This window comes from Agrobacterium sp. A3-95 (assembly GCF_053521785.1).
Genome location: NZ_JBNWDR010000003.1, coordinates 185,335 through 203,314 on the forward strand (window position 1 = coordinate 185,335; position 17,980 = coordinate 203,314).

Genomic DNA, 17,980 nt, shown 5'->3' on the forward strand with positions numbered 1-17,980 from the left:
CCCTCAGTCAGTTGGACGCAGCCGTCTGGGCTTCCACCGGTCTTATCCGGTCACCATCACGCACGAATGCTCCAGCTTTCTCGACAACCTTGTCACCAGCGGCAAGTCCGCTGACAATCTCGATGAAACCGCTGTCTTCAATGCCGGTCTCGATCTTCACCTGCTTGACGATGTCGCCTTCCACCTTGCGGGTGGTCGAGCCTTCACGCCCGGAGGTGACGGCCGAAAGCGGCAGGGCAAGCGCGTTCGTCTCTTTTACGATGATCTCCGCGCTGGCATACATGCCCGACCGTGCCGGGCTGTCCGTCGGCAGCACAACATGCACGGAACCAAGGCGCGTTGCCGGATCGACGGTCGGCGAAACGAGACGCACCTTGCCCTCAATTTTTTTGGCTCCGCCGGCAACCGTCAAGAAAGCTTTCTGGCCGGCCTTCACCCGCTGGATGTCAGTCTCGGAAAGATCGGCGACAAGCTCGATCGCGCCGTCCTTGATGATCGTGAAAAGCGGGTTTCCGGCGCCGCTGGCGATGGCACCGACCTTGGCATTCTTGGCGGAAACGATGCCGGTGACGGGGGTTTTCACACCCGTGCGCGTCAGTTTCAGATTGATGTCGTCAATCTGCGCGTCCACGACCTTGATGTCTGCCTCTCCGGCGGAAACGGTCTGCTTGGCGGCATCAAGGCGTGCCTGCGCAACCTGGGCAGCGGCCTCGGTCTTTTCCGTCTCGGAGACGGAACCGGAACCGCTCTGGCCGAGCTTGGCGGCGCGATCGCGCTGGCGAAGGGCATCGGCCTTGTTGGCCTCAGCCTCCAGAACCTGCGCCTTGGATTGCGCAACGGCGGCCTGCGCCTTGGCCCTGTTGGCCTCAAGCTGGCTTTTTTGCAGGAGAAGACTGTCCGAGGAAAGCACGGCCAGAACCGCATTCGCCTCGACCCTGTCGCCGATATCGACGTTCAGTTCGTCGATCGACAGGCCGTCGACCAGCGGCTGTACATAAATTTCGTCCACGGGCCTGATGGTGCCGGTGGCGATGATGCGGTCCACGAGATCGCGTGTTGCGGCGTGCGCGACGATGATGGAAGGCAGGTTCTGCTGTTTGACCGGTTCCGGCACCTCTCCCTCGGCCACGGCCGAAAATGGCAGGGCCGTTGCGGAAAGAAGAAGGAAAACAAAGCGGTTAAACGTGACTTTATGCTGCATGTGTCTTGGCTCGCGCAATATTCGATCGCATGTCCTTCAGCCTGAAGGCGTGTTTTAAAAGGTCATGCGGCAACGAATGTGAAACAAGGGATCACAATACTTCCTTCTCGATCCTCCCGATTCAAACGCCCCTCAACGCGAATCTTAAGCACCTTTGCCTCGTGCTTTTTTACAAGATCAAATTCGGCAGTCTTGTTGGCGGGGACTCTAATTGTTGTTGCTATACAAATCAATCCGCATAGCCTCGAGGGTTGATATACATTTTTGTATATCTCCAAGTGTTGTAATTCATCAAACGGGTCACCAACGCGCAAAAAAACGCGCGGTGATGGCCGCGCGTTTCCATGTTTTCGGCTTCGACGTGACTATTTCAGCGCCGCATCGGTGATTTCAGTGGTGTAGGCGCCTGTCGGCTCCTTGGTTATGACGGGATCGGAACCGCCGCCGAGCAGCGTCTTGACGGTGCGCTCGTAATCCGCCTTGTCCAGCGCGCCCTTCGAGCCTGCGGTCAGCTTGGCGACTTCGCCCATCATGCGCTTCTGGTGCTTTTCGGTCTGGGCGCCGGAGGCGTCATTTTCAAGAACGATACCTGCTGCATCGTCAGGGTGTTCTTCCGCCCACTTCCAGCCTTTCATGGAAGCGCGGACGAATTTGACCATGTCTTGTTTGAACTTGGCGTCCTTCAGCTTGTCTTCGAGAACGTAGAGCCCGTCCTCCAGCGTTGCGACGCCTTCGTCCTCATATTTGAAGGTGACGAGTTCTTCCGGCTTGATGCCGGCGTCAATGACCTGCCAGTATTCATTATAGGTCATGGTGGAAATGCAGGCGGCCTGCTTTTGCAGCAGCGGATCGACGTTGAAACCCTGCTTGAGGACGGTGACGCCATCCGCGCCGCCGGTGGTCGGGATTTTCAGGTGCGCCATCCACGACAGGAACGGATATTCATTGCCGAAGAACCAGACGCCGAGCGTCTTGCCCTTGAAATCTTCCGGCTTGGTAATGCCGGTTTCCTTGAGGCAGGTCAGCATCATGCCTGACGTTTTGAACGGCTGGGCGATGTTGACGAGCGGCACGCCCTTTTCGCGGGTGGCGAGTGCCGATGGCATCCAGTCGACGATCACATCCGCGCCACCGCCGGCCAGAACCTGTGCAGGCGCAATATCCGGTCCGCCCGGCTTGATATCGACATCGAGGCCTTCGGCTTCATAAAAGCCCTTGTCCTTGGCGACGTAATAACCGGCGAACTGCGCCTGGGTGACCCATTTCAGCTGCAGGGTGATCTTGTCGGCCGCCTGAGCCTCAAATGCGCTCAGAAGTGACGCGCCGGCAAGAAGAATGGAGGCAAGTTTCATTTTCATCGCTGTTCCCTTTTTCGTTATTTACGTTCGTCCCCCACGGACGGACGGATGCCAGAAGGTGACGGCGCGCTCGATGAGCGCCACCAGACCGTAAAATCCTGAGCCTGCGAGCGCCGCCACGGCGATTTCTGCCCAGACCATATCGACATTGCTGCGGCCCATTTCCGCCGAGATGCGAAAACCCATGCCGACGATGGGCGTGCCGAAGAATTCCGCGACGATGGCGCCGATCAGCGCCAGTGTGGAATTGATCTTCAGGGCGTTGAAGATGAAGGGCCAGGCGGCGGGCAGGCGCAGTTTCAGCAATGTCTGCCCCCAGCCTGCGGCATAGGTGCGCATCAGGTCGCGTTCCATGTGGCTGGAGGCAGCAAGCCCTTGAACCGTATTCACCAGCATCGGGAAAAACGTCATGATGACGACGACAGCCACTTTCGACTGCCAGTCGAAACCGAACCACATGACCATGATGGGAGCAATGCCGACGACCGGCAGGGCGGAGACGAAATTGCCGATGGGCAGAAGCCCGCGTTGCAGGAAAGGCGAGCGGTCGATGAGGATGGCGACGATGAAACCGAGGCCGCAGCCGAGCACATAACCTGTCAGCACCGATTTGAGGAAGGTCTGGCGGAAATCCGCCCAGAGGATCGGTAGCGAGCCGAGAAGGCGGGCGAGGATGGCGCTCGGGGCAGGCAACAGGATGGGTGGGACCGAGAAGCCGCGCACCACACCTTCCCAAAGCGCGAGAATGGCCAGCCCGAAGAGAAGCGGTACGGCCATGCGGCTCATTCGCTTTGCCGACTGTGATGCGAAGGTGTGGCGCACCAGCCATTCGTTGCAGGCCCAGGCGGCAAGCCAGAACAGGATTGCGCCAATAAACCAGACGGGATTTGTCATGGCCGCGCTCCCATTCTCTTGAGGACGGCTGCGTGAGCGATGCCGATGATCGAGACCAGAATGGCGGCCACACCGGCGGCCATGAACAGCGCTGCCCATATCTGCACCGTTTGGCCGTAATAGGAGCCGGAGAGCAGACGCGCGCCGAGACCGGCGACGGCGCCCGTCGGCAATTCGCCGACGATGGCCCCGACCAGCGCAATCGCGATGGCGATCTTCAGCGAGGTGAAGAGATAGGGCAGGGCAGACGGCCAGCGCAGCTTCCAGAAGATTTGTGCGGGCGAGGCATTATAGGTGTGCATCAGGTCCAGCTGGATGGTTTCGGGGCTTCTGAGGCCCTTCACCATGCCGACGACAATCGGGAAGAACGAGAGATAGGTGGAAATCAGCGCCTTGGGCAACAGCCCGGAAATGCCGATGGAATTCAGGACGACGATGATCATCGGCGCGACGGCAAGGATTGGAATGGTCTGGCTGGCGATGATCCACGGCATGACTGAGCGGTCCATGGCGCGGTTGTGGATGATGGCGACGGCGAGCAGGATGCCGAGCACCGCGCCGATGGCGAAACCGAGGAGCGTGGCCGAAAGCGTGACGCCCGCGTGATAAACGAGGCTGCGCTTCGAGGTGATCGCCTTGTTGACGGTGGTGTCCCACAGTTCCGCGATGATCTGGTGCGGGGCGGGGAGAACCGGGCGCTCCTGCGTGAAGGTTTGCGGCAGAAGCTCCATGAAGCTCGGCGTCTGGCCGGCGCGGTTTGCCTGATCGCGGACGAAGGGCATGTTGAGGTAGATGACGCAAAGGTGCCAGACGATGAGGATGGCGAGGAGGACGGTGAGGATGGGGAGGACGCGGTGGCGGAGGAGGGTCATTGCGGCGCCCTCGGTTGATGGGGGGTAATGCTGGCGCTGACCTCACCCCTCATAGCTATGCCCCGCCTTCAGCCCCTCACGCACGCGATGCGCAATTGCCAGAAATTCCGGAGTCTCCCTGATCTCAAGCGGTCTTTCCCTTGGCAACGTGGATTCGATGATATCCGTCACCCGGCCGGGCCGTGGTGACATCACGACGATCTTGGTCGAGAGATAAACGGCTTCCGGGATGGAGTGGGTGACGAAGCAGATGGTCTTGCCGGTCGTATCCCACAGTTTCAGCAGCTGTTCGTTCAGATGGTCGCGGACGATCTCGTCCAGCGCGCCGAAGGGTTCGTCCATCAACAGCAGGTCGGCATCGAAGGCCAGCGCGCGGGCGATGGAGGCGCGCTGCTGCATGCCGCCGGAAAGCTGCCATGGGTATTTCTTGCTGAAACCGCTGAGATTGACGAGATCGAGCGTGCGGTCGATGCGCTCCCTCTGTTCGGCCTTCGTATAGCCCATGATTTCGAGCGGCAGTGCAATGTTCTTTTCGATGGTCCGCCACGGATAGAGTGCGGCGGCCTGAAAGACATAGCCGTAGGACCGGTCCTTGCGGGCGTTTTCCGGCGTGGTGCCATTGACGGTGATATCGCCGGATGTGTGCTTTTCGAGATCGGCAATCACGCGCAGGAACGTGGTCTTACCGCAGCCGGAAGGGCCGATGAAGGAGACGAACTCGCCCTTGCCCACTTCCAGATCGACATTGGAAAGCGCGTGCACCGGGCCATCGCCGGTTTCGAAGGTGAGGCCGAGATTTCTGGCGGAAACGACGGAATAGGACGAGGCTTGGTTCATCGTGGCTTGTTTCCACTTTCCGTCAGGGCTGCGCGTGCCAGCGGCAGCATACGTGTTTCCGTGAGTTTGGCGATCGGCAGATTGGAGGCCGCATCCAGATCGAGCCAGCGCACCTCCTCTATCTCGGCCTGTGGGATAACGTCGACATTCAGTTGGGCGACGAAGGCATGGGCCACGACCTCCGCCCCTGTCTCATTGGCGGCCTCCTCCCGAAAGATGCCCTCATATCGCGCGGCATTTTCAGGAAGCGTGAGGCCGATTTCCTCGGCAAGTTCACGGTGAAGCGCCTGCTCAGGCGTTTCACCCGGATCGATCTTGCCGCCCGGCTGCATGAATTGCGTGGTGCCGCGCTTGCGCACGACAAGCATTTGCCGCCGCGCATTCAGGAGAACGGCGGCAGCGATGACGATTTCGCGTTTCGGATCGGTGCTCAAGGTCATACACCCGATGCCGGTATACCGCTGCGTTCCACCTTGCGTGGCGCGACGAGCTCTTTCCATGTGGACAGCGCCTTGCTCACGGCGGGATAGGGATCACGGGCGACGAACGTGCCGTGACCTTCCTGCGTCTTGACCGTGCTTTCCTCGATGCTGACGATGCCGCGCGACAGGGTGAAGCGCGGCAGGCCCTTGACCTTCTGTCCTTCGAACACGTTGTAATCGATGGCCGATTGCTGGTTTTCCGCGCGGATGGTCTTTTCTCGCGCCGGGTCCCAGACGACGATATCGGCATCGCTGCCGACGAGGATCGCGCCCTTTTTCGGATAGATGTTGAGGATTTTCGCAATGTTGGTGGAGGTGACGGCGACGAATTCGTTCATCGTCAGCCGGCCGGTCGCCACGCCATGGGTCCAGAGCAGCGGCATGCGATCTTCCAGCCCGCCGGTGCCATTGGGGATTTTGCGGAAGTCACCGAGGCCGAAGCGTTTCTGGTCGGTGGTGAAGGCGCAATGGTCGGTCGCCACGCATTGCAGCGAGCCGGAGGCGAGACCCGCCCAGAGGCTATCCTGATGCTGGCGGTTGCGGAAGGGTGGCGACATGACCCGGCGGGCAGCATGGTCCCAGTCGGCATTGGCATATTCGCTTTCGTCGAGGATGAGGTGCTGGATCAGCGGTTCGCCATAAACGCGCATGCCGTTCTGACGCGCACGGCGGATGGCTTCATGTGCCTGCTCGCAGGATGTATGAACGACATAAAGCGGCGCACCGGCCATATCGGCAATGATGATGGCGCGGTTGGTGGCCTCACCTTCGACGGAGGGCGGCCGGGAATAGGCATGCGCTTCCGGGCCGACATTGCCTTCCGCCATCAGCTTTTCCTGCATCTGCGCAACGATATCGCCGTTTTCCGCATGCACGAAGGGAATGGCGCCAAGCTCGGCGCAGCGCGAGAAGGAGGCGAACATCTCGTCGTCATTCACCATCAACGCGCCCTTGTAGGCCATGAAGTGCTTGAACGAATTGATGCCCTTTTCCTGAACCACAGTCTTCATCTCGTTGAAGACCTGCTCGCCCCACCAGGTAACGGCCATGTGGAAGGAATAATCGCAGTTGGCTCGCGTTGCCTTGTTGTCCCATCTTTGCAGGGCATCGAGCAGCGACTGGCCGGGATCGGGCAGACAAAAATCCACCACCATGGTTGTGCCGCCGGCAAGGGCGGCACGCGTGCCACTCTCGAAATCATCGGCGGAATAGGTGCCCATGAAGGGCATTTCCAGATGCACATGCGGATCGATGCCGCCGGGCATGACGTAACATCCCGTGGCATCGAGCACTGTGCCGCCGGTCAGATCGGGTCCGATCTCTGTGATCTTGCCGCCTTCGATTTTAACATCGGCCTTGTAGGTCAGGTCGGCGGTGACGATGGTGCCGTTCTTGATAATGGTGGCGGTCATTGCACGATCTCCGCAGTTTCCAGCACCGCATGCAGCAGCACGTCGCAGCCCGCGGCGGCCCATTCGGAGGAGATGTTTTCGGCTTCATTGTGGGAAAGACCGTCCACGCAGGGGCAGAAGATCATGGTGGAGGGGGCAACCCTTGCCGTCCAGCAAGCATCATGGCCAGCGCCGGAAATGATGTCCATATGGCTGTAGCCCAGCTTTTCGGCAGCAGCGCGCACGCGGCCCACCAGCACCGGATCGAAGGTGACGGGATCGAAATGGCCGATGGCCTCGATTGAGCAGCCGACGCCGAGTTCTTCGGCGATAACGGGCACCTCGCGTTCGAAGATGGCGCGCATGTTGTCGAGTTTCGCCTGCGAGGGGGTTCTGAGGTCGATGGTGAAAACCACCTTGCCGGGCAGCACATTGCGGGAATTGGGCGTGAAGATCATCTGGCCGACGCCGGCGACAGCGCCCGGCTGGTGGGCCATCGCCACTTCCTGCACCTTTTCGAGGATGCGGGCGGCGGCGAGGCCAGCATTGACGCGCATGGCCATCGGCGTCGAGCCGGTATGCGCCTCCTTGCCTGTCAGCGTCACTTCCAGCCACCACAGGCCCTGACCATGGGTAACGACGCCGATCTGCTTGCCTTCCGCCTCGAGGATCGGTCCCTGTTCGATATGATATTCGAAATAGGCGTGCATCTTGCGGGCGCCCACCTCTTCCTCACCCAGCCAGCCGATGCGCTTCAGCTCGTCGCCATAGGTCTTGCCGTCGGTATCGGTGCGGCTATAGGCGTAATCGAGATCGTGAATGCCGGCGAAGACGCCGGAAGCCAGCATGGCCGGGGCAAAGCGCGCGCCTTCCTCATTGGACCAGTTGGTAACGACAACAGGGTGTTTCGTCTTTATGTTGAGATCGTTCAGGCTTCGCACGACTTCCAGTCCAGCCAGCACGCCGAGAACGCCATCGAACTTGCCGCCGGTTGGCTGGGTGTCGAGATGGCTGCCGATATAGACCGGCAGTGCATCCGGGTCCTCGCCGGGGCGGGTGGCGAACATCGTGCCCATCTTGTCGACGCCCATCGTGAGGCCGGCCGCTTCGCACCAGCGCTTGAACAGGCTGCGGCCTTCAGCATCTTCATCCGTCAGCGTGCGGCGATTATTGCCGCCGGCAATGCCGGGGCCGATTTTCGCCATGTCCATCAGACTGTCCCACAGACGGTCGCCATTGACCGTCAAGTTCTTACCCGCTGCCATGAAGTGTCGTCCTCACCTGTTTTGTTTTTATCGAAGCAAAGCTTGTGCCGTTCCCGTTTTTGCCGGTTAAGATAACAGCCATTGCCTTGTGATGGCGATGGTGGATAAATTGACCGGCTGGTAAACATTGCAAATTCGCCATGACGTCAGCAAGGGATTTTCGTGACGAATCGCACTAATTTTGCCTAAACTGTACGCGGCGATTATTTTTTAAGCATACTGTAGCGGCAATTGCACCGAAAAGAAACACAGAGAGCAGAGTATGGCCATACCGCGCGCAGCGAAAACACAGAAGCGGACCCGCATTCAGGAAGAAAAGCAGGAAGCGATTCTTGAGGCCGCGCTGAGTGTGTTTTCCACCAACGGCTTTCGCGGTTCCACCATCGACCAGATTGCCGAGGCGGCCGGCATGTCGAAACCGAACGTACTTTATTATTTCCGCACCAAGGAGGCGATGCATCGCGCGTTGATCGAGCGGGTGCTGGATACCTGGCTGGATCCGCTCAGGGCTTTCGATGCCGAGGGCAATCCTGAAAGCGAAATCCGCTCCTATATTCGCCGCAAGCTGGAAATGTCGCGCGATTTTCCGCGCGAGAGCCGCCTGTTTGCCAATGAAATCCTGCAGGGTGCGCCCCATATCGAGGATGAGCTGAAGGGTCCGCTGAAGCAACTGGTGGATGAAAAGGCGGAGGTAATCCGCGTCTGGATCAAGGCCGGGCGGATGGCGAAATGCGATCCCTATCACCTGATTTTCTCTATCTGGTCGACCACGCAGCACTATGCGGATTTCGACGTGCAGGTGCGGGCCGTGCTGGGCGACAAGAACGGTGGCGAAGGCCGGTTTGAGGATGCAGCCCGGCACCTGGAGCAGCTTTTCATGGGTGGATTGAAGATCAACAACTGATCTGGTGAGGTTATCGCGAATATGTGATCGATTCTTTATGTCAAAACATGAGGAAAATTATCACCTTTATACTTTACTCCAAAACTCATCTTTATTATGGTGCCGGCATCCCGAACGTCGGGGCATGAAAAAATCAACCGGCAGGTGAGGGAATGGCACGCAAGGAAAAGAAGAAAGCCGAACGCGGCGGCAAGCAGGGCAAGGGCGCGCCTCAACCTGAAAAGGATGTGGCCGAACAGCAGCTTTCCGGTCCGAAGAGCTTTCTTTATGTTGGCGGCCGTGACTGTCAGGTTGCCCATCTTCGCCAGATCGCCAGCAATTTCGGCGCCGAGCTTATCCATCACGATGGCGGATTGCGTGAGGCGGTCTCGCGTATCGACACTGTTCTTCCCTCCGTCGACTGCGTTTTCTGCCCGATCGACTGTATCAGCCACGATGCGTGTCTGCGGGTGAAGTCCGGTTGCAAGAAATTCGGCAAGACGTTCATTCCGCTGCGCAATGGCAGCAAATCCAGTCTGGAGCGGGCGCTGCAGACGATGAATGAACGGACCTTAAACGATGAGCGACGAGCGCAATAATTTCAAGGATGCAGAGCAGGCGGTGGCTGAGGCCTGCCGCGTGGAGCTGCACAAGATGGCCGATCAGGGCGCCGATCCGGCCCTGACGGAGATGTATGAAGTCGTCGGCGAACGCGAGCGGCGCAACCGCGCCGCAGCTGACGGCGGCAATGTGCTGGCTTTTCCCTATCTGCGCACCCGCCAGCCGGGCGAAAAGCCGTTCTTCGAGATCGGTGACGCGGCTCAACGTGGCGGCAACATCCTGTCGTTTCACTGGAAACGGCGTTGATGCCGATTTAGCCCCTCGGCTTCAAAAATGCACCGGCGCAAAGCACCAGCCATCCCGCGATCATGCCGAGGCCACCCAAGGGGGCCGCGTATGGAAACAGGCTGTGACCGGAAAAATGTCTGGTGACGAGATCACCAACAAAAACCGCCGTGCCGAAGCCAAGAATCAGCCCTGCCGGAATGGCGGTTCTGATGCGGTCCGCGCCGATATGCAGTGCCACAAGCACTGGCGCATGGGCGAGCGCCATGGTCGAGGCGTTGCCAAGCATATAGGTTTCGCCGGTATGGGTGGCGGCGGCGGCAAGCATGACGCCGGCAGCACCCAAAAGGCTGCCCAGCAGCAAAATCAAGGCGCGCAATCTTTCCGTCGTCATGGGTTATTCGCTTCCTGATTTTGCATGTGAAAGGCCAGCCGCTCCACCGGTCCCCAGATGATGTCCCGGAGCTTTGCGTTCTCGATGGTCTCGTCCATCGCGCGGCGAAAGCAGAGCAGCCATTCGTCCCGCTCGGCGGGTCCAATAGGGGCCACGAAATGACGCCTGCGCAACATCGGGTGGCCGTGTTTTTCGACATAGACCGGCGGTCCGCCAAGATATCCGGTCAGATAATCGTAGAACTTGCTTTCGCTGCCGGAAAGATCGGCTGGATGGATGGCGCGGCAATGCGCCGCCTCTGGCAGGGTGTCCATCAATTCGTAGAAGCGCCGGGTCAGTGCTCTGACTGTGGCATCGCCGCCGATCGCTTCATAAAGGGTAATGGTCTCGCCGCTCACATCCCGCCTCCTTGAACCCTGCGGCCCTTATCGCTTTCCGGAGCGGGAAGAGCAACAGGCAAAGACGGGATGCGACATTTGCGACACTGGGACATTCATGGTGGCCGTCCGCTTCAAGCGTTCGGCGGCATCCACTCATCCAAAGTTGCGGATGAGATCGAGGCCCTTGCTGAGCAGCGTTTCGGCTTCGTCCTGATTGGCGGCCTCGACGTAGCAGCGCATTTCCGGAGCATTGCCGGACGGGCGGAAATGGATGGTGCTGCCGTCTGTCAGCGCCACGCGCAGGCCGTCAATGTCGCTCAGCGCCTTGACCGTGCCCACGGGGGCGAGGAAGGTTTCGAGATTATTCCGCGAGGCGCGCAGATGCGTCATCAGGGCAGCGCTCTTTTCCTGTGCGAAGTTTTCCAGACGATCCGCAGCCGCGACCGGCAGGTTATAGGCGGCGGCAATCTGCGATAGCGGCTTTTTCTGCTCGGCGGAGAGAAGCAATACGGCGAGGATGGGCAGGAAGCTGTCCCGCGTCGGCAGCGGCGATAGCGGTTTGCCGTTCAATGTGAAGGTGGAGGCTGTCAGAAGGCCGCCATTGGCCTCGAAACCCATGACGCCGTTGTTTCCTTCGGCAAGGGCCTGTGCCATGCCGGCGATCACGAAAGGCGAACCGACCCTGGTGCGGATGACCTTGAACGAACCGCTCGCCTCAATGCCGGAATTGGAGGTGACGGGGGTGACGACCACGCCGGCATCGAGAAAATTAGCCGTGATCAATCCGATCAGGTCGCCGCGCAGCGGCACGCCGTTTTCATCGGCAAGCAGGGGCCGGTCGCCGTCACCATCGGCGGAAACGATGGCATCGAGGCCGTGTTCCGGCGCCCATTTTTTGAGAAGCTCCAGTTTTTCAGGGGAGACCGCCTCGGTATCGACCGGAATGAAGGTCTCGGAACGGCCGAGCGACACAACTTCGGCGCCATAGTGGGCGAGAACATCGACGAAGAGATCGCGCGCCACCGTGCTGTGCTGGTAAACGCCGATCTTCAGGCCCGACAACGCCTTTTCCGGCAGGAGTGCAGCATTACGCTCATAAAAAAGCTCGGCTGCAATTGCGGAATGGCCGTCCGCCGTTGCGGCCTCGTCGTTAATCCCTTCAGCCTCGACTTCGGCTGCGAGTGCGGCGATCGCCGTTTCGTCCTGTTTGTCGATCTCGCCGTCCGGGCGGTAGAATTTGATGCCGTTGCGGTCGGCCGGAATATGCGAACCCGTTATCATCAGCGCGCCCGCCTTGAGGGAAAGTCCGTAAAGCGCCAGTGCCGGTGTCGGCACGGTGCCGCAATCGAGCGGTGTGAGGCCGGCCTTTTTCAGCGCGGCGATACAGGTTGCGGAAACATCCGGGCTCGAATCGCGGAAATCGCGGGCCACGAGAATGGGGTCGCCCGCCTTTGCCTGACCCGATGTGAGAAGGTGCCTTGCAAATGCCGTTGCGTAGACGGCCGAGGCCTTTCCTTTCAGATCGACAGACAGGCCGCGAAGGCCGCTCGTTCCAAATTTCAGGCTCATGCCAAACTCCGTTTCGATAAAATCTTTGAGGTTCAAATGGATAATACAAAAATATAACGCCAGAAAGAACCGTATCGATCCATTCAAGTCAATCATCTCTTTCATGGACGCGGCGAATAGGTGATGATGGCGGGGATGATGCGGGTAACCTAAAATTCACCCGTTATATCTAGACTTGCCGGTTAATAGTGGTTCTGGCGACGATGAAAACCATCTGTTGCAGGCCTTTTTTGTGGTTCGTTCAAGTTGGATTGGCTGATGTACAGGCTTCAAAAGGCGGGACATAAGCAGGCACGTCCGCTGGATGAAAAAGCGGCGCCCGCCGCCAGACCCCACGGTTCCCTGCTGGACGATCTGGTGGATGAGGATGAGGTTTTCGAGCGCACGGTGCTGAAAGAGCATCTTGAGCCGAAGCCGGCGGCTGCCGTTGCCGAACCCGCTCCGGGTGAAAAGCCCACAAGGCCGACATCGCCAAGCAACAGTTTCGCGGCCACGCTGCCGGGCCTGAAATATATCGACCGGATCGGTGTGGACGAGGTACTCGGCTGGCTGCGTGCCGGGATCGTCTGGATTGTGCTTGCGATCATTCTCTGCGTCGCCGCTGCACTCGCCTATGCCTACATGACGCCGCCGCGTTACACCGCCTATACGGATATCGTCGTCAATCCCTCCAACCTGAATGTCGTCAATGACGGGGTGTTTTCGCCCAACCAGCAGCGCGACACCCAGATTCTCGAAGTGGAGAGCAAGCTGCGCACCGTCACGTCGCGCAACGTGCTGGCGCGGGTGGTGGACGAGCTGAAACTGGATGAGGACCCGGAATTCATATCCCCACCGCCTCTTGCGCGGCTGAAAGCATTTTTTTCACCCAAGCCGGAAGATGGTGACAACAAGGTCGGCGCGCTTCGTTCGCTGGGCGAACGGGTTGCGGCGGAACGGGATCCGCGTTCCTTCGTGGTGACGCTTGCGGTCTGGACCAATGATCCGGACAAATCCGTGACAGTCTCGAAGGCGATGGTGAAGGCTTTCGAAAGCGAGTTGTTCCAGACAACCTCCGACAGCAGCCTGCGTATCGTCGATGATCTAAAGAAGCGGCTTGAGGAAATGCGCCAGAACGTGACGGTTGCCGAAAAGCGCGTCGCCGATTTCCGCCGCGAAAACGGCCTGCAGGAGAATAACGGCCAGCTGGTCAGCAATCTGGCATCAGGAGAGCTGAATGCTCAGGTTCTTGCCGCGCAGCAGCGCGTCATTCAGGAGGAGTCGCGCCTCAAGCAGATGCAGGCGGCGATTGCCCAGAACCGCACCCAAAGCGACGCGATCTTCGACAGCCAGACCATGAACACCATTCGTGCGCAATACAGCACCTTGCAGCAGCAGATTGGGGCGATGACGCTGACCTATGGCGCCCGCCATCCGCGTCTGGCGACTGCCGGGGCGGAACGCGACATGCTGGAACGCGGCATTGCGGATGAGGCGCAGCGGATTTTGCTGGCGGCCAAGACCAATGTCGCCGAGGCCCGCTCCTCGCTTGATGCCCTGCGGCTGAAGGCGGTTGCGGAACGCGCCAATGTCTTCACCGACAATGAGGCGCAGGTGCGGCTGCGCGATCTGGAGCGAGACGCCAACTCAGCTGCCGCGATCTACGAGACCTATCTCAATCGCTCACGTCAGATCGCCGAGCAGCAGACAATCGATTCCACCAATGTGCGGGTGATTTCGCAGCCGGTAGCGCCCAATTCCAGAAGCTGGCCGCCCGGCAAGCTGATCTTCCTGATCGCCGGTGGCGTGGGCGGTCTGTTCCTTGGTCTCGGAATTGCCATCGCACTGGGGCTTTTGGGTTTTCTGCGCCGGACAGACCACGCGGAACGCTACGCCTGAGGGCTGCGACCGCCGATTACTCCTCGGACATCAGGCCGTCATAGACTTCGAGCAGGGCGGCGGCGATGGCGGCACCCAGCGCATTACCCGCATCGCGAATGCCTGTCTCGTCGCCGTCACGGACCGAAACGGCAAGATCGGACGCCTCGTTGGCGACGATTTCTTTTGCCCGTTCGATGGCCCAAAGGCCGAAATCGCCGCGGTTGTCGATCGATATGGTTTCCATGGCCGGGACCTTTTCTATGGTGTGGTTTCGTCGTCCCTTAACCCATCAGCCGCAAAACCGGAATAGGGGGAGGAGAGGTTGGGGTGGTCACTCAACCCTCGGGCGTATAATTGTTTGATTCAAGCGTCAGATTTATAAGAATATTAATGATAGTTATTCGTAGTGTTTGAAGCCTTATACCTTAATCCTATGCGTGAATATAACAGTGAAACGATGCCTATCTTGGACACCGGACAGAATATGACAGGGAGAGATGTCCCGCATGCGGAAGGGCCTGGCACACACTGGCCGGTTGTTCCGCTTGCGGCTTTGCCCATCACCGATGCGACCATCGAAGAGACGGCGCAGGATTTTATCCTGCGGGCGGAACGTGAACGCGCGGCCGGCGCAAAGCCGTTCTATTCGACATCGGCGAACGGTCAGGTCATCGCACTCTGTCACCAAGACAAGGAATTCGAAGCCCTGCTGCTGCAGGCGGACCAGATTCATGCCGACGGCATGTCGCTGGTAATCTTTTCCCGCCAGTTCTGCGTAAGGGCGCTGCGGGAACGTGTGGCGACGACGGACCTCGTTCATGCGGTGGCCCGGAGGGCTGAGGCGACCGGCACGCGGTTCTATTTCCTCGGCGGTTCCGAAGAGGTGAACCGCGCGGCAGTCGAAGAAATGCAAAAGCTCTATCCACGGCTTGTTTTTGCCGGTCGGCGCAATGGTTATTTCAGACCCGGAGACGAGGAGGCGATCCTTGCCGATATCGTCGCATCGCAGACCGATATTCTCTGGGTGGGCTTCGGCATACCGCTGGAGCAACGTTTCGTCGCGCGCAATCTCGACAGGCTTTCCGACATTGCGGTTATCAAGACCTGCGGCGGTCTGTTCGATTTTCTCGCGGGCAAGAACAGCAGGGCGCCACAATGGATGCAGGATATGGGGCTCGAATGGCTCTACAGGGCCATGCTTGAGCCGAGGCGTCTCGGCAAGCGCTACCTGCTGACCAATCCCATCGCCATATATTCGCTGCTGAAGCATCGCTACGGGTTCGGGGCCGGCAAGGTCTGAAATCTGCGCATTCTCATTGATTCTTTACGGAATTGCCCCTGACCGTCCGGCCGGTTCAGGATCGATATCATGTGAGCGGCATCTGCCGGCGCATGCAATCATCATATGGAGTCGCGCTATATGAGGTCGCTCTAACGTATCGGGGTGGAGGTGTCTTTCCGCGGAAAATCGTTGCAAGTGGGCGTAACGGCGGTACACTGAGCGGATATTACATATTTATTCGAATCAGAAATATATTGAGGACAGCGATGGTAATTACGTCCATTTCTCTTTTCGTATATGGGATTGGCACCGTTACTTCTCTTGCCATGACCTATATAGAAGGCGCCCGCCGCGACAAGGATTGGGACTTTTACCGGGTGACCGGTATCATCCTTTGTTTCTTCTGGCCGGTTCTTGTGCCGCTTCTCATTCTTGCCGCCGTTTTTTCGTCATTCACTTCCCAGAAACGGCATGTGAATGGGATATCTTTGCGCAGGGAAAAAACCCTGAGCTGAAAAACTGATATTAACTGTCGGAACGAGCCCGCGTTCAGGCCTTTTTCGCCGGCGCCTTATAGGGCGTGAGCGTAATACCGAGGCTCGCCATGACGCGGCCGATGGACATCAGCGGTGGATGCGTGGCGGGCAGCAGCGCACCGGTTTTCAGGAATGCGGAAACGGCGCGGACCAGTGACAGGCACAGGCTGACAACGTTTTTGGCGGCAAGTAGCAGCCCGCCCTTCAGGCCGGGGCGTCGGGCGCGGTCGATGCTGTAATTGATGATGCCGGTTCGGAGCGAGCGCTCCATGATCCAGCGCGGCGCCATGCGGTTTTCCGGCACATATTCGATGATGAGGGCTTGAGCGTTCCAGGCGAATTTGAAACCCGCCTTTCGGCAACGGGTGAAGAAATCCATGTCGCCGCCGCCAAGGAAGTTGAACCGTACATCGAATTCCGGCTTTTCCAGCGTTTCGAAAACCCGCCTCGAGATCAGGCAATTGCCAGACCCATGGATTTGATCGACTACGCCGGTGGGCGCCTCGATGGAGCCGAACAGCGGGTGTGCCAGAACCGCCTTGGGTGCGGGCGCATCGAATTCGCGATCGACCGGCCCGCCGACGATATCGACGCCGAAGGATTTTGCGGCAGAGACCATTTCAGCGAGCCAGACGGGCGAGGCCGCTTCGTCGTCATCGATCATCAGAAACCACTGCGCGGATGGATAGTTCTGCCGCGCCGTGCGGAACGCCGTGTTGATGGCGTAACAATTGCCCTGCGTCGGCTCGACCAGCGTCTGGCCCATCATTCCGCTCTCGGAGAAAAACGCACGCGCGACCGCCAGCCCCGCCTGGCCCACCCCGTCATTATCGACGACGACGATGGCGAAGGGGAAATCGACCTTCTGGGCTGCCAGCGAGTTCAGCGTCTTCTGCAAACCTTCCGGCCTGCGGAAACTCGGAATGCACACCACCGCTTCCGGCATGATTTCGGACATGGACACTCCTAAATTCCGGCAAGGGCTGCGGCGGAAAACACGACGGCGCGCAGGCTTTGGCGCGGGCGATTGACAAATGTATCGGCAAGCGCCGAAAAGGCCTCGCGATAGCGCCGGGCGCGAAAGGCCTGCGCCACGGTATAGGCATTCATGTGATTTTCGGATTTGCGGCGAAGCCGGCGCAATTCCTGCGGCGCAATGGCGGCGACGATGGCGGGATCGGAAAACACCGCTTCGATCGCCGGTTCGCAATCCCGGAAGGTCAGAAGGCGGTTCATCATCACGCTTGTCCTGTGCACCCGGTAATCCAGCACGTGGCGGCCGGGCAGATAGGCGAAACGGCCGGAGGCAGCCAGCCGGCACCAGCCATACCAGTCTTCCGCATAACGCAATGTCTCGTCGAAACCGCCAAAATCCTGAAAGATGCGGGTTTTAACCAGCATGATGCCGCCATTGACGATGAAGTTTCCGCCCAAAAGCGGCTGGAGGATGAAACCATCAGGTTTTTCCCGCCGTCTGATGAGGTTGCGCCGTCCGATCTTGGCGCCATTCTCGTCAATGCGCTCATAATCACCGTAGACGGCAACGACATCCGGTCCGGAGATGCCGGCGCATAGGGCGGCGATCGCGCCCGGCTTCACGCGGTCGTCGGCATCGAGAAACATCGTCCATTCACCGCGCGCCTGCGACAGGCCGAAATTACGTACGGCGGAAACGCCCTGCCGTCCCTGCGGCCGGGCCAGCAGTTTTACGCGGGGATCGGCGAAACTTTGCACCTTTTGCGCCGTTGTGTCGGTGGAGCCGTCATCGACGACGAGCACTTCGCAAACGGTTTTCCCCTGAGACAACACGCTTTCGATCGCTTCCACGATGTAACGCTCGCCGTTGCGAACGGGAATGACAATCGAGACGGAAACCAATATTTTTACTCCATCAGGGGCGGGTCAATAATTCTCACACTGAAGTTACTAC

Annotated in this window: 18 protein-coding genes and 1 pseudogene; 5 read left to right on the top strand and 14 right to left on the bottom strand. The window is 59.2% G+C overall.

Translation table 11 applies throughout. The annotated features are described in order from the left end of the window. Nucleotides 1-7: 7 nt before the first annotated feature. The 8 genes from ACQZ5Y_RS10315 to ACQZ5Y_RS10350 all read right to left on the bottom strand — a co-directional run bounded on the left by ACQZ5Y_RS10315 (nucleotide 8) and on the right by ACQZ5Y_RS10350 (nucleotide 8,300). On the bottom strand, nucleotides 8-1,201 hold the full coding sequence (locus ACQZ5Y_RS10315) for an efflux RND transporter periplasmic adaptor subunit (RefSeq protein WP_003513881.1): 1,194 nt from the start codon (nucleotides 1,199-1,201) through the stop codon (nucleotides 8-10). 365 nt (nucleotides 1,202-1,566) lie between these two features. Beyond that, nucleotides 1,567-2,559, bottom strand: a complete 993-nt coding sequence (locus ACQZ5Y_RS10320; protein WP_019565124.1) for an ABC transporter substrate-binding protein — start codon at nucleotides 2,557-2,559, stop codon at nucleotides 1,567-1,569. 21 nt (nucleotides 2,560-2,580) lie between these two features. Further along, nucleotides 2,581-3,453 (bottom strand): ABC transporter permease, encoded by an 873-nt coding sequence (locus ACQZ5Y_RS10325; RefSeq protein WP_065702623.1) that lies wholly within the window; start codon nucleotides 3,451-3,453, stop codon nucleotides 2,581-2,583. Then, nucleotides 3,450-4,325: an ABC transporter permease gene (locus ACQZ5Y_RS10330; protein WP_025594316.1), complete on the bottom strand. Its 876-nt coding sequence runs from the start codon at nucleotides 4,323-4,325 to the stop codon at nucleotides 3,450-3,452. Before ACQZ5Y_RS10330 ends, ACQZ5Y_RS10325 begins: the two co-directional genes overlap by 4 nt. 42 nt (nucleotides 4,326-4,367) lie before the next feature. Next, on the bottom strand, nucleotides 4,368-5,162 hold the full coding sequence (locus ACQZ5Y_RS10335; RefSeq protein ID WP_003513873.1) for an ABC transporter ATP-binding protein: 795 nt from the start codon (nucleotides 5,160-5,162) through the stop codon (nucleotides 4,368-4,370). Further along, nucleotides 5,159-5,602: an NUDIX hydrolase gene (locus ACQZ5Y_RS10340; protein WP_162763682.1), complete on the bottom strand. Its 444-nt coding sequence runs from the start codon at nucleotides 5,600-5,602 to the stop codon at nucleotides 5,159-5,161. The genes ACQZ5Y_RS10335 and ACQZ5Y_RS10340 overlap by 4 nt, the downstream gene beginning before the upstream one ends. Then, nucleotides 5,599-7,056, bottom strand: a complete 1,458-nt coding sequence (gene hydA, locus ACQZ5Y_RS10345) for a dihydropyrimidinase (protein ID WP_013636700.1) — start codon at nucleotides 7,054-7,056, stop codon at nucleotides 5,599-5,601. Before hydA ends, ACQZ5Y_RS10340 begins: the two co-directional genes overlap by 4 nt. After that, on the bottom strand, nucleotides 7,053-8,300 hold the full coding sequence (locus tag ACQZ5Y_RS10350) for a Zn-dependent hydrolase (RefSeq protein WP_113157371.1): 1,248 nt from the start codon (nucleotides 8,298-8,300) through the stop codon (nucleotides 7,053-7,055). The genes hydA and ACQZ5Y_RS10350 overlap by 4 nt, the downstream gene beginning before the upstream one ends. Nucleotides 8,301-8,562: 262 nt before the next feature. Between ACQZ5Y_RS10350 and ACQZ5Y_RS10355 the strand changes: the two genes are divergently transcribed. The 3 genes and pseudogenes from ACQZ5Y_RS10355 to ACQZ5Y_RS10365 all read left to right on the top strand — a co-directional run bounded on the left by ACQZ5Y_RS10355 (nucleotide 8,563) and on the right by ACQZ5Y_RS10365 (nucleotide 10,050). Then, nucleotides 8,563-9,204, top strand: a complete 642-nt coding sequence (locus tag ACQZ5Y_RS10355) for a TetR family transcriptional regulator C-terminal domain-containing protein (RefSeq protein ID WP_003513869.1) — start codon at nucleotides 8,563-8,565, stop codon at nucleotides 9,202-9,204. 254 nt (nucleotides 9,205-9,458) lie between these two features. After that, nucleotides 9,459-9,782 (top strand): annotated as a pseudogene (locus ACQZ5Y_RS10360) (DUF2325 domain-containing protein); the annotation flags it as partial. Beyond that, nucleotides 9,763-10,050, top strand: a complete 288-nt coding sequence (locus ACQZ5Y_RS10365) for a hypothetical protein (RefSeq protein ID WP_065702625.1) — start codon at nucleotides 9,763-9,765, stop codon at nucleotides 10,048-10,050. The pseudogene ACQZ5Y_RS10360 and the gene ACQZ5Y_RS10365, both read left to right, overlap by 20 nt. A gap of 7 nt (nucleotides 10,051-10,057) precedes the next feature. On the opposite strand, the gene ACQZ5Y_RS10370 is transcribed toward ACQZ5Y_RS10365, so the two are convergent. From ACQZ5Y_RS10370 to uppO, 3 genes are all read right to left on the bottom strand, one after another. Next, nucleotides 10,058-10,423, bottom strand: a complete 366-nt coding sequence (locus ACQZ5Y_RS10370; RefSeq protein ID WP_019565130.1) for a DUF423 domain-containing protein — start codon at nucleotides 10,421-10,423, stop codon at nucleotides 10,058-10,060. Next, nucleotides 10,420-10,821: a group II truncated hemoglobin gene (locus ACQZ5Y_RS10375; protein WP_013636696.1), complete on the bottom strand. Its 402-nt coding sequence runs from the start codon at nucleotides 10,819-10,821 to the stop codon at nucleotides 10,420-10,422. Before ACQZ5Y_RS10375 ends, ACQZ5Y_RS10370 begins: the two co-directional genes overlap by 4 nt. Before the next feature lie 135 nt (nucleotides 10,822-10,956). Further along, entirely contained in the window at nucleotides 10,957-12,372 is a 1,416-nt protein-coding gene (gene uppO / locus ACQZ5Y_RS10380) for a polysaccharide biosynthesis phosphomannomutase UppO (protein WP_174049894.1), read from the bottom strand. A gap of 258 nt (nucleotides 12,373-12,630) precedes the next feature. On the opposite strand from uppO, the gene uppM reads away from it, so the two are divergent. Further along, nucleotides 12,631-14,250 carry a polysaccharide biosynthesis protein UppM gene (uppM, locus tag ACQZ5Y_RS10385; RefSeq protein ID WP_174049893.1) on the top strand — a complete coding sequence of 540 codons (1,620 nt, stop codon included), beginning with the start codon at nucleotides 12,631-12,633 and terminating at the stop codon, nucleotides 14,248-14,250. Nucleotides 14,251-14,266: 16 nt separating this feature from the next. Here uppM and ACQZ5Y_RS10390 read toward each other — a convergent pair whose 3' ends face one another. Further along, entirely contained in the window at nucleotides 14,267-14,476 is a 210-nt protein-coding gene (locus tag ACQZ5Y_RS10390) for a hypothetical protein (protein ID WP_003513853.1), read from the bottom strand. 240 nt (nucleotides 14,477-14,716) lie between these two features. Here ACQZ5Y_RS10390 and uppL point away from each other — a divergent pair, with 240 nt between their 5' ends. Next, nucleotides 14,717-15,532 (top strand): polysaccharide biosynthesis UDP-hexose transferase UppL, encoded by an 816-nt coding sequence (uppL, locus tag ACQZ5Y_RS10395; RefSeq protein WP_080800307.1) that lies wholly within the window; start codon nucleotides 14,717-14,719, stop codon nucleotides 15,530-15,532. 531 nt (nucleotides 15,533-16,063) lie between these two features. On the opposite strand, the gene uppJ is transcribed toward uppL, so the two are convergent. Together uppJ and uppH are read right to left on the bottom strand one after the other, a co-directional pair. Beyond that, nucleotides 16,064-17,008, bottom strand: a complete 945-nt coding sequence (uppJ, locus tag ACQZ5Y_RS10400; protein WP_174049891.1) for a polysaccharide biosynthesis UDP-hexose transferase UppJ — start codon at nucleotides 17,006-17,008, stop codon at nucleotides 16,064-16,066. Nucleotides 17,009-17,016: 8 nt separating this feature from the next. Next, nucleotides 17,017-17,928, bottom strand: a complete 912-nt coding sequence (gene uppH / locus ACQZ5Y_RS10405) for a polysaccharide biosynthesis endo-1,4-beta-xylanase UppH (RefSeq protein WP_013636689.1) — start codon at nucleotides 17,926-17,928, stop codon at nucleotides 17,017-17,019. Nucleotides 17,929-17,980: the final 52 nt, after the last annotated feature.

Bases quoted from the DNA above. Each gene is read 5' to 3' on its own strand.
- ACQZ5Y_RS10350 (WP_113157371.1), bottom strand. From the start codon at position 8,300: ATGGCAGCGGGTAAGAACTTGACGGTCAATGGCGACCGTCTGTGGGAC.
- hydA (WP_013636700.1), bottom strand. From the start codon at position 7,056: ATGACCGCCACCATTATCAAGAACGGCACCATCGTCACCGCCGACCTG.
- ACQZ5Y_RS10315 (WP_003513881.1), bottom strand. From the start codon at position 1,201: ATGCAGCATAAAGTCACGTTTAACCGCTTTGTTTTCCTTCTTCTTTCC.
- uppM (WP_174049893.1), top strand. From the start codon at position 12,631: ATGTACAGGCTTCAAAAGGCGGGACATAAGCAGGCACGTCCGCTGGAT.
- uppL (WP_080800307.1), top strand. From the start codon at position 14,717: ATGACAGGGAGAGATGTCCCGCATGCGGAAGGGCCTGGCACACACTGG.
- ACQZ5Y_RS10390 (WP_003513853.1), bottom strand. From the start codon at position 14,476: ATGGAAACCATATCGATCGACAACCGCGGCGATTTCGGCCTTTGGGCC.
- ACQZ5Y_RS10365 (WP_065702625.1), top strand. From the start codon at position 9,763: ATGAGCGACGAGCGCAATAATTTCAAGGATGCAGAGCAGGCGGTGGCT.
- ACQZ5Y_RS10340 (WP_162763682.1), bottom strand. From the start codon at position 5,602: ATGACCTTGAGCACCGATCCGAAACGCGAAATCGTCATCGCTGCCGCC.
- uppO (WP_174049894.1), bottom strand. From the start codon at position 12,372: ATGAGCCTGAAATTTGGAACGAGCGGCCTTCGCGGCCTGTCTGTCGAT.
- ACQZ5Y_RS10330 (WP_025594316.1), bottom strand. From the start codon at position 4,325: ATGACCCTCCTCCGCCACCGCGTCCTCCCCATCCTCACCGTCCTCCTC.
- ACQZ5Y_RS10370 (WP_019565130.1), bottom strand. From the start codon at position 10,423: ATGACGACGGAAAGATTGCGCGCCTTGATTTTGCTGCTGGGCAGCCTT.
- ACQZ5Y_RS10355 (WP_003513869.1), top strand. From the start codon at position 8,563: ATGGCCATACCGCGCGCAGCGAAAACACAGAAGCGGACCCGCATTCAG.
- ACQZ5Y_RS10335 (WP_003513873.1), bottom strand. From the start codon at position 5,162: ATGAACCAAGCCTCGTCCTATTCCGTCGTTTCCGCCAGAAATCTCGGC.
- ACQZ5Y_RS10320 (WP_019565124.1), bottom strand. From the start codon at position 2,559: ATGAAAATGAAACTTGCCTCCATTCTTCTTGCCGGCGCGTCACTTCTG.
- uppJ (WP_174049891.1), bottom strand. From the start codon at position 17,008: ATGTCCGAAATCATGCCGGAAGCGGTGGTGTGCATTCCGAGTTTCCGC.
- ACQZ5Y_RS10325 (WP_065702623.1), bottom strand. From the start codon at position 3,453: ATGACAAATCCCGTCTGGTTTATTGGCGCAATCCTGTTCTGGCTTGCC.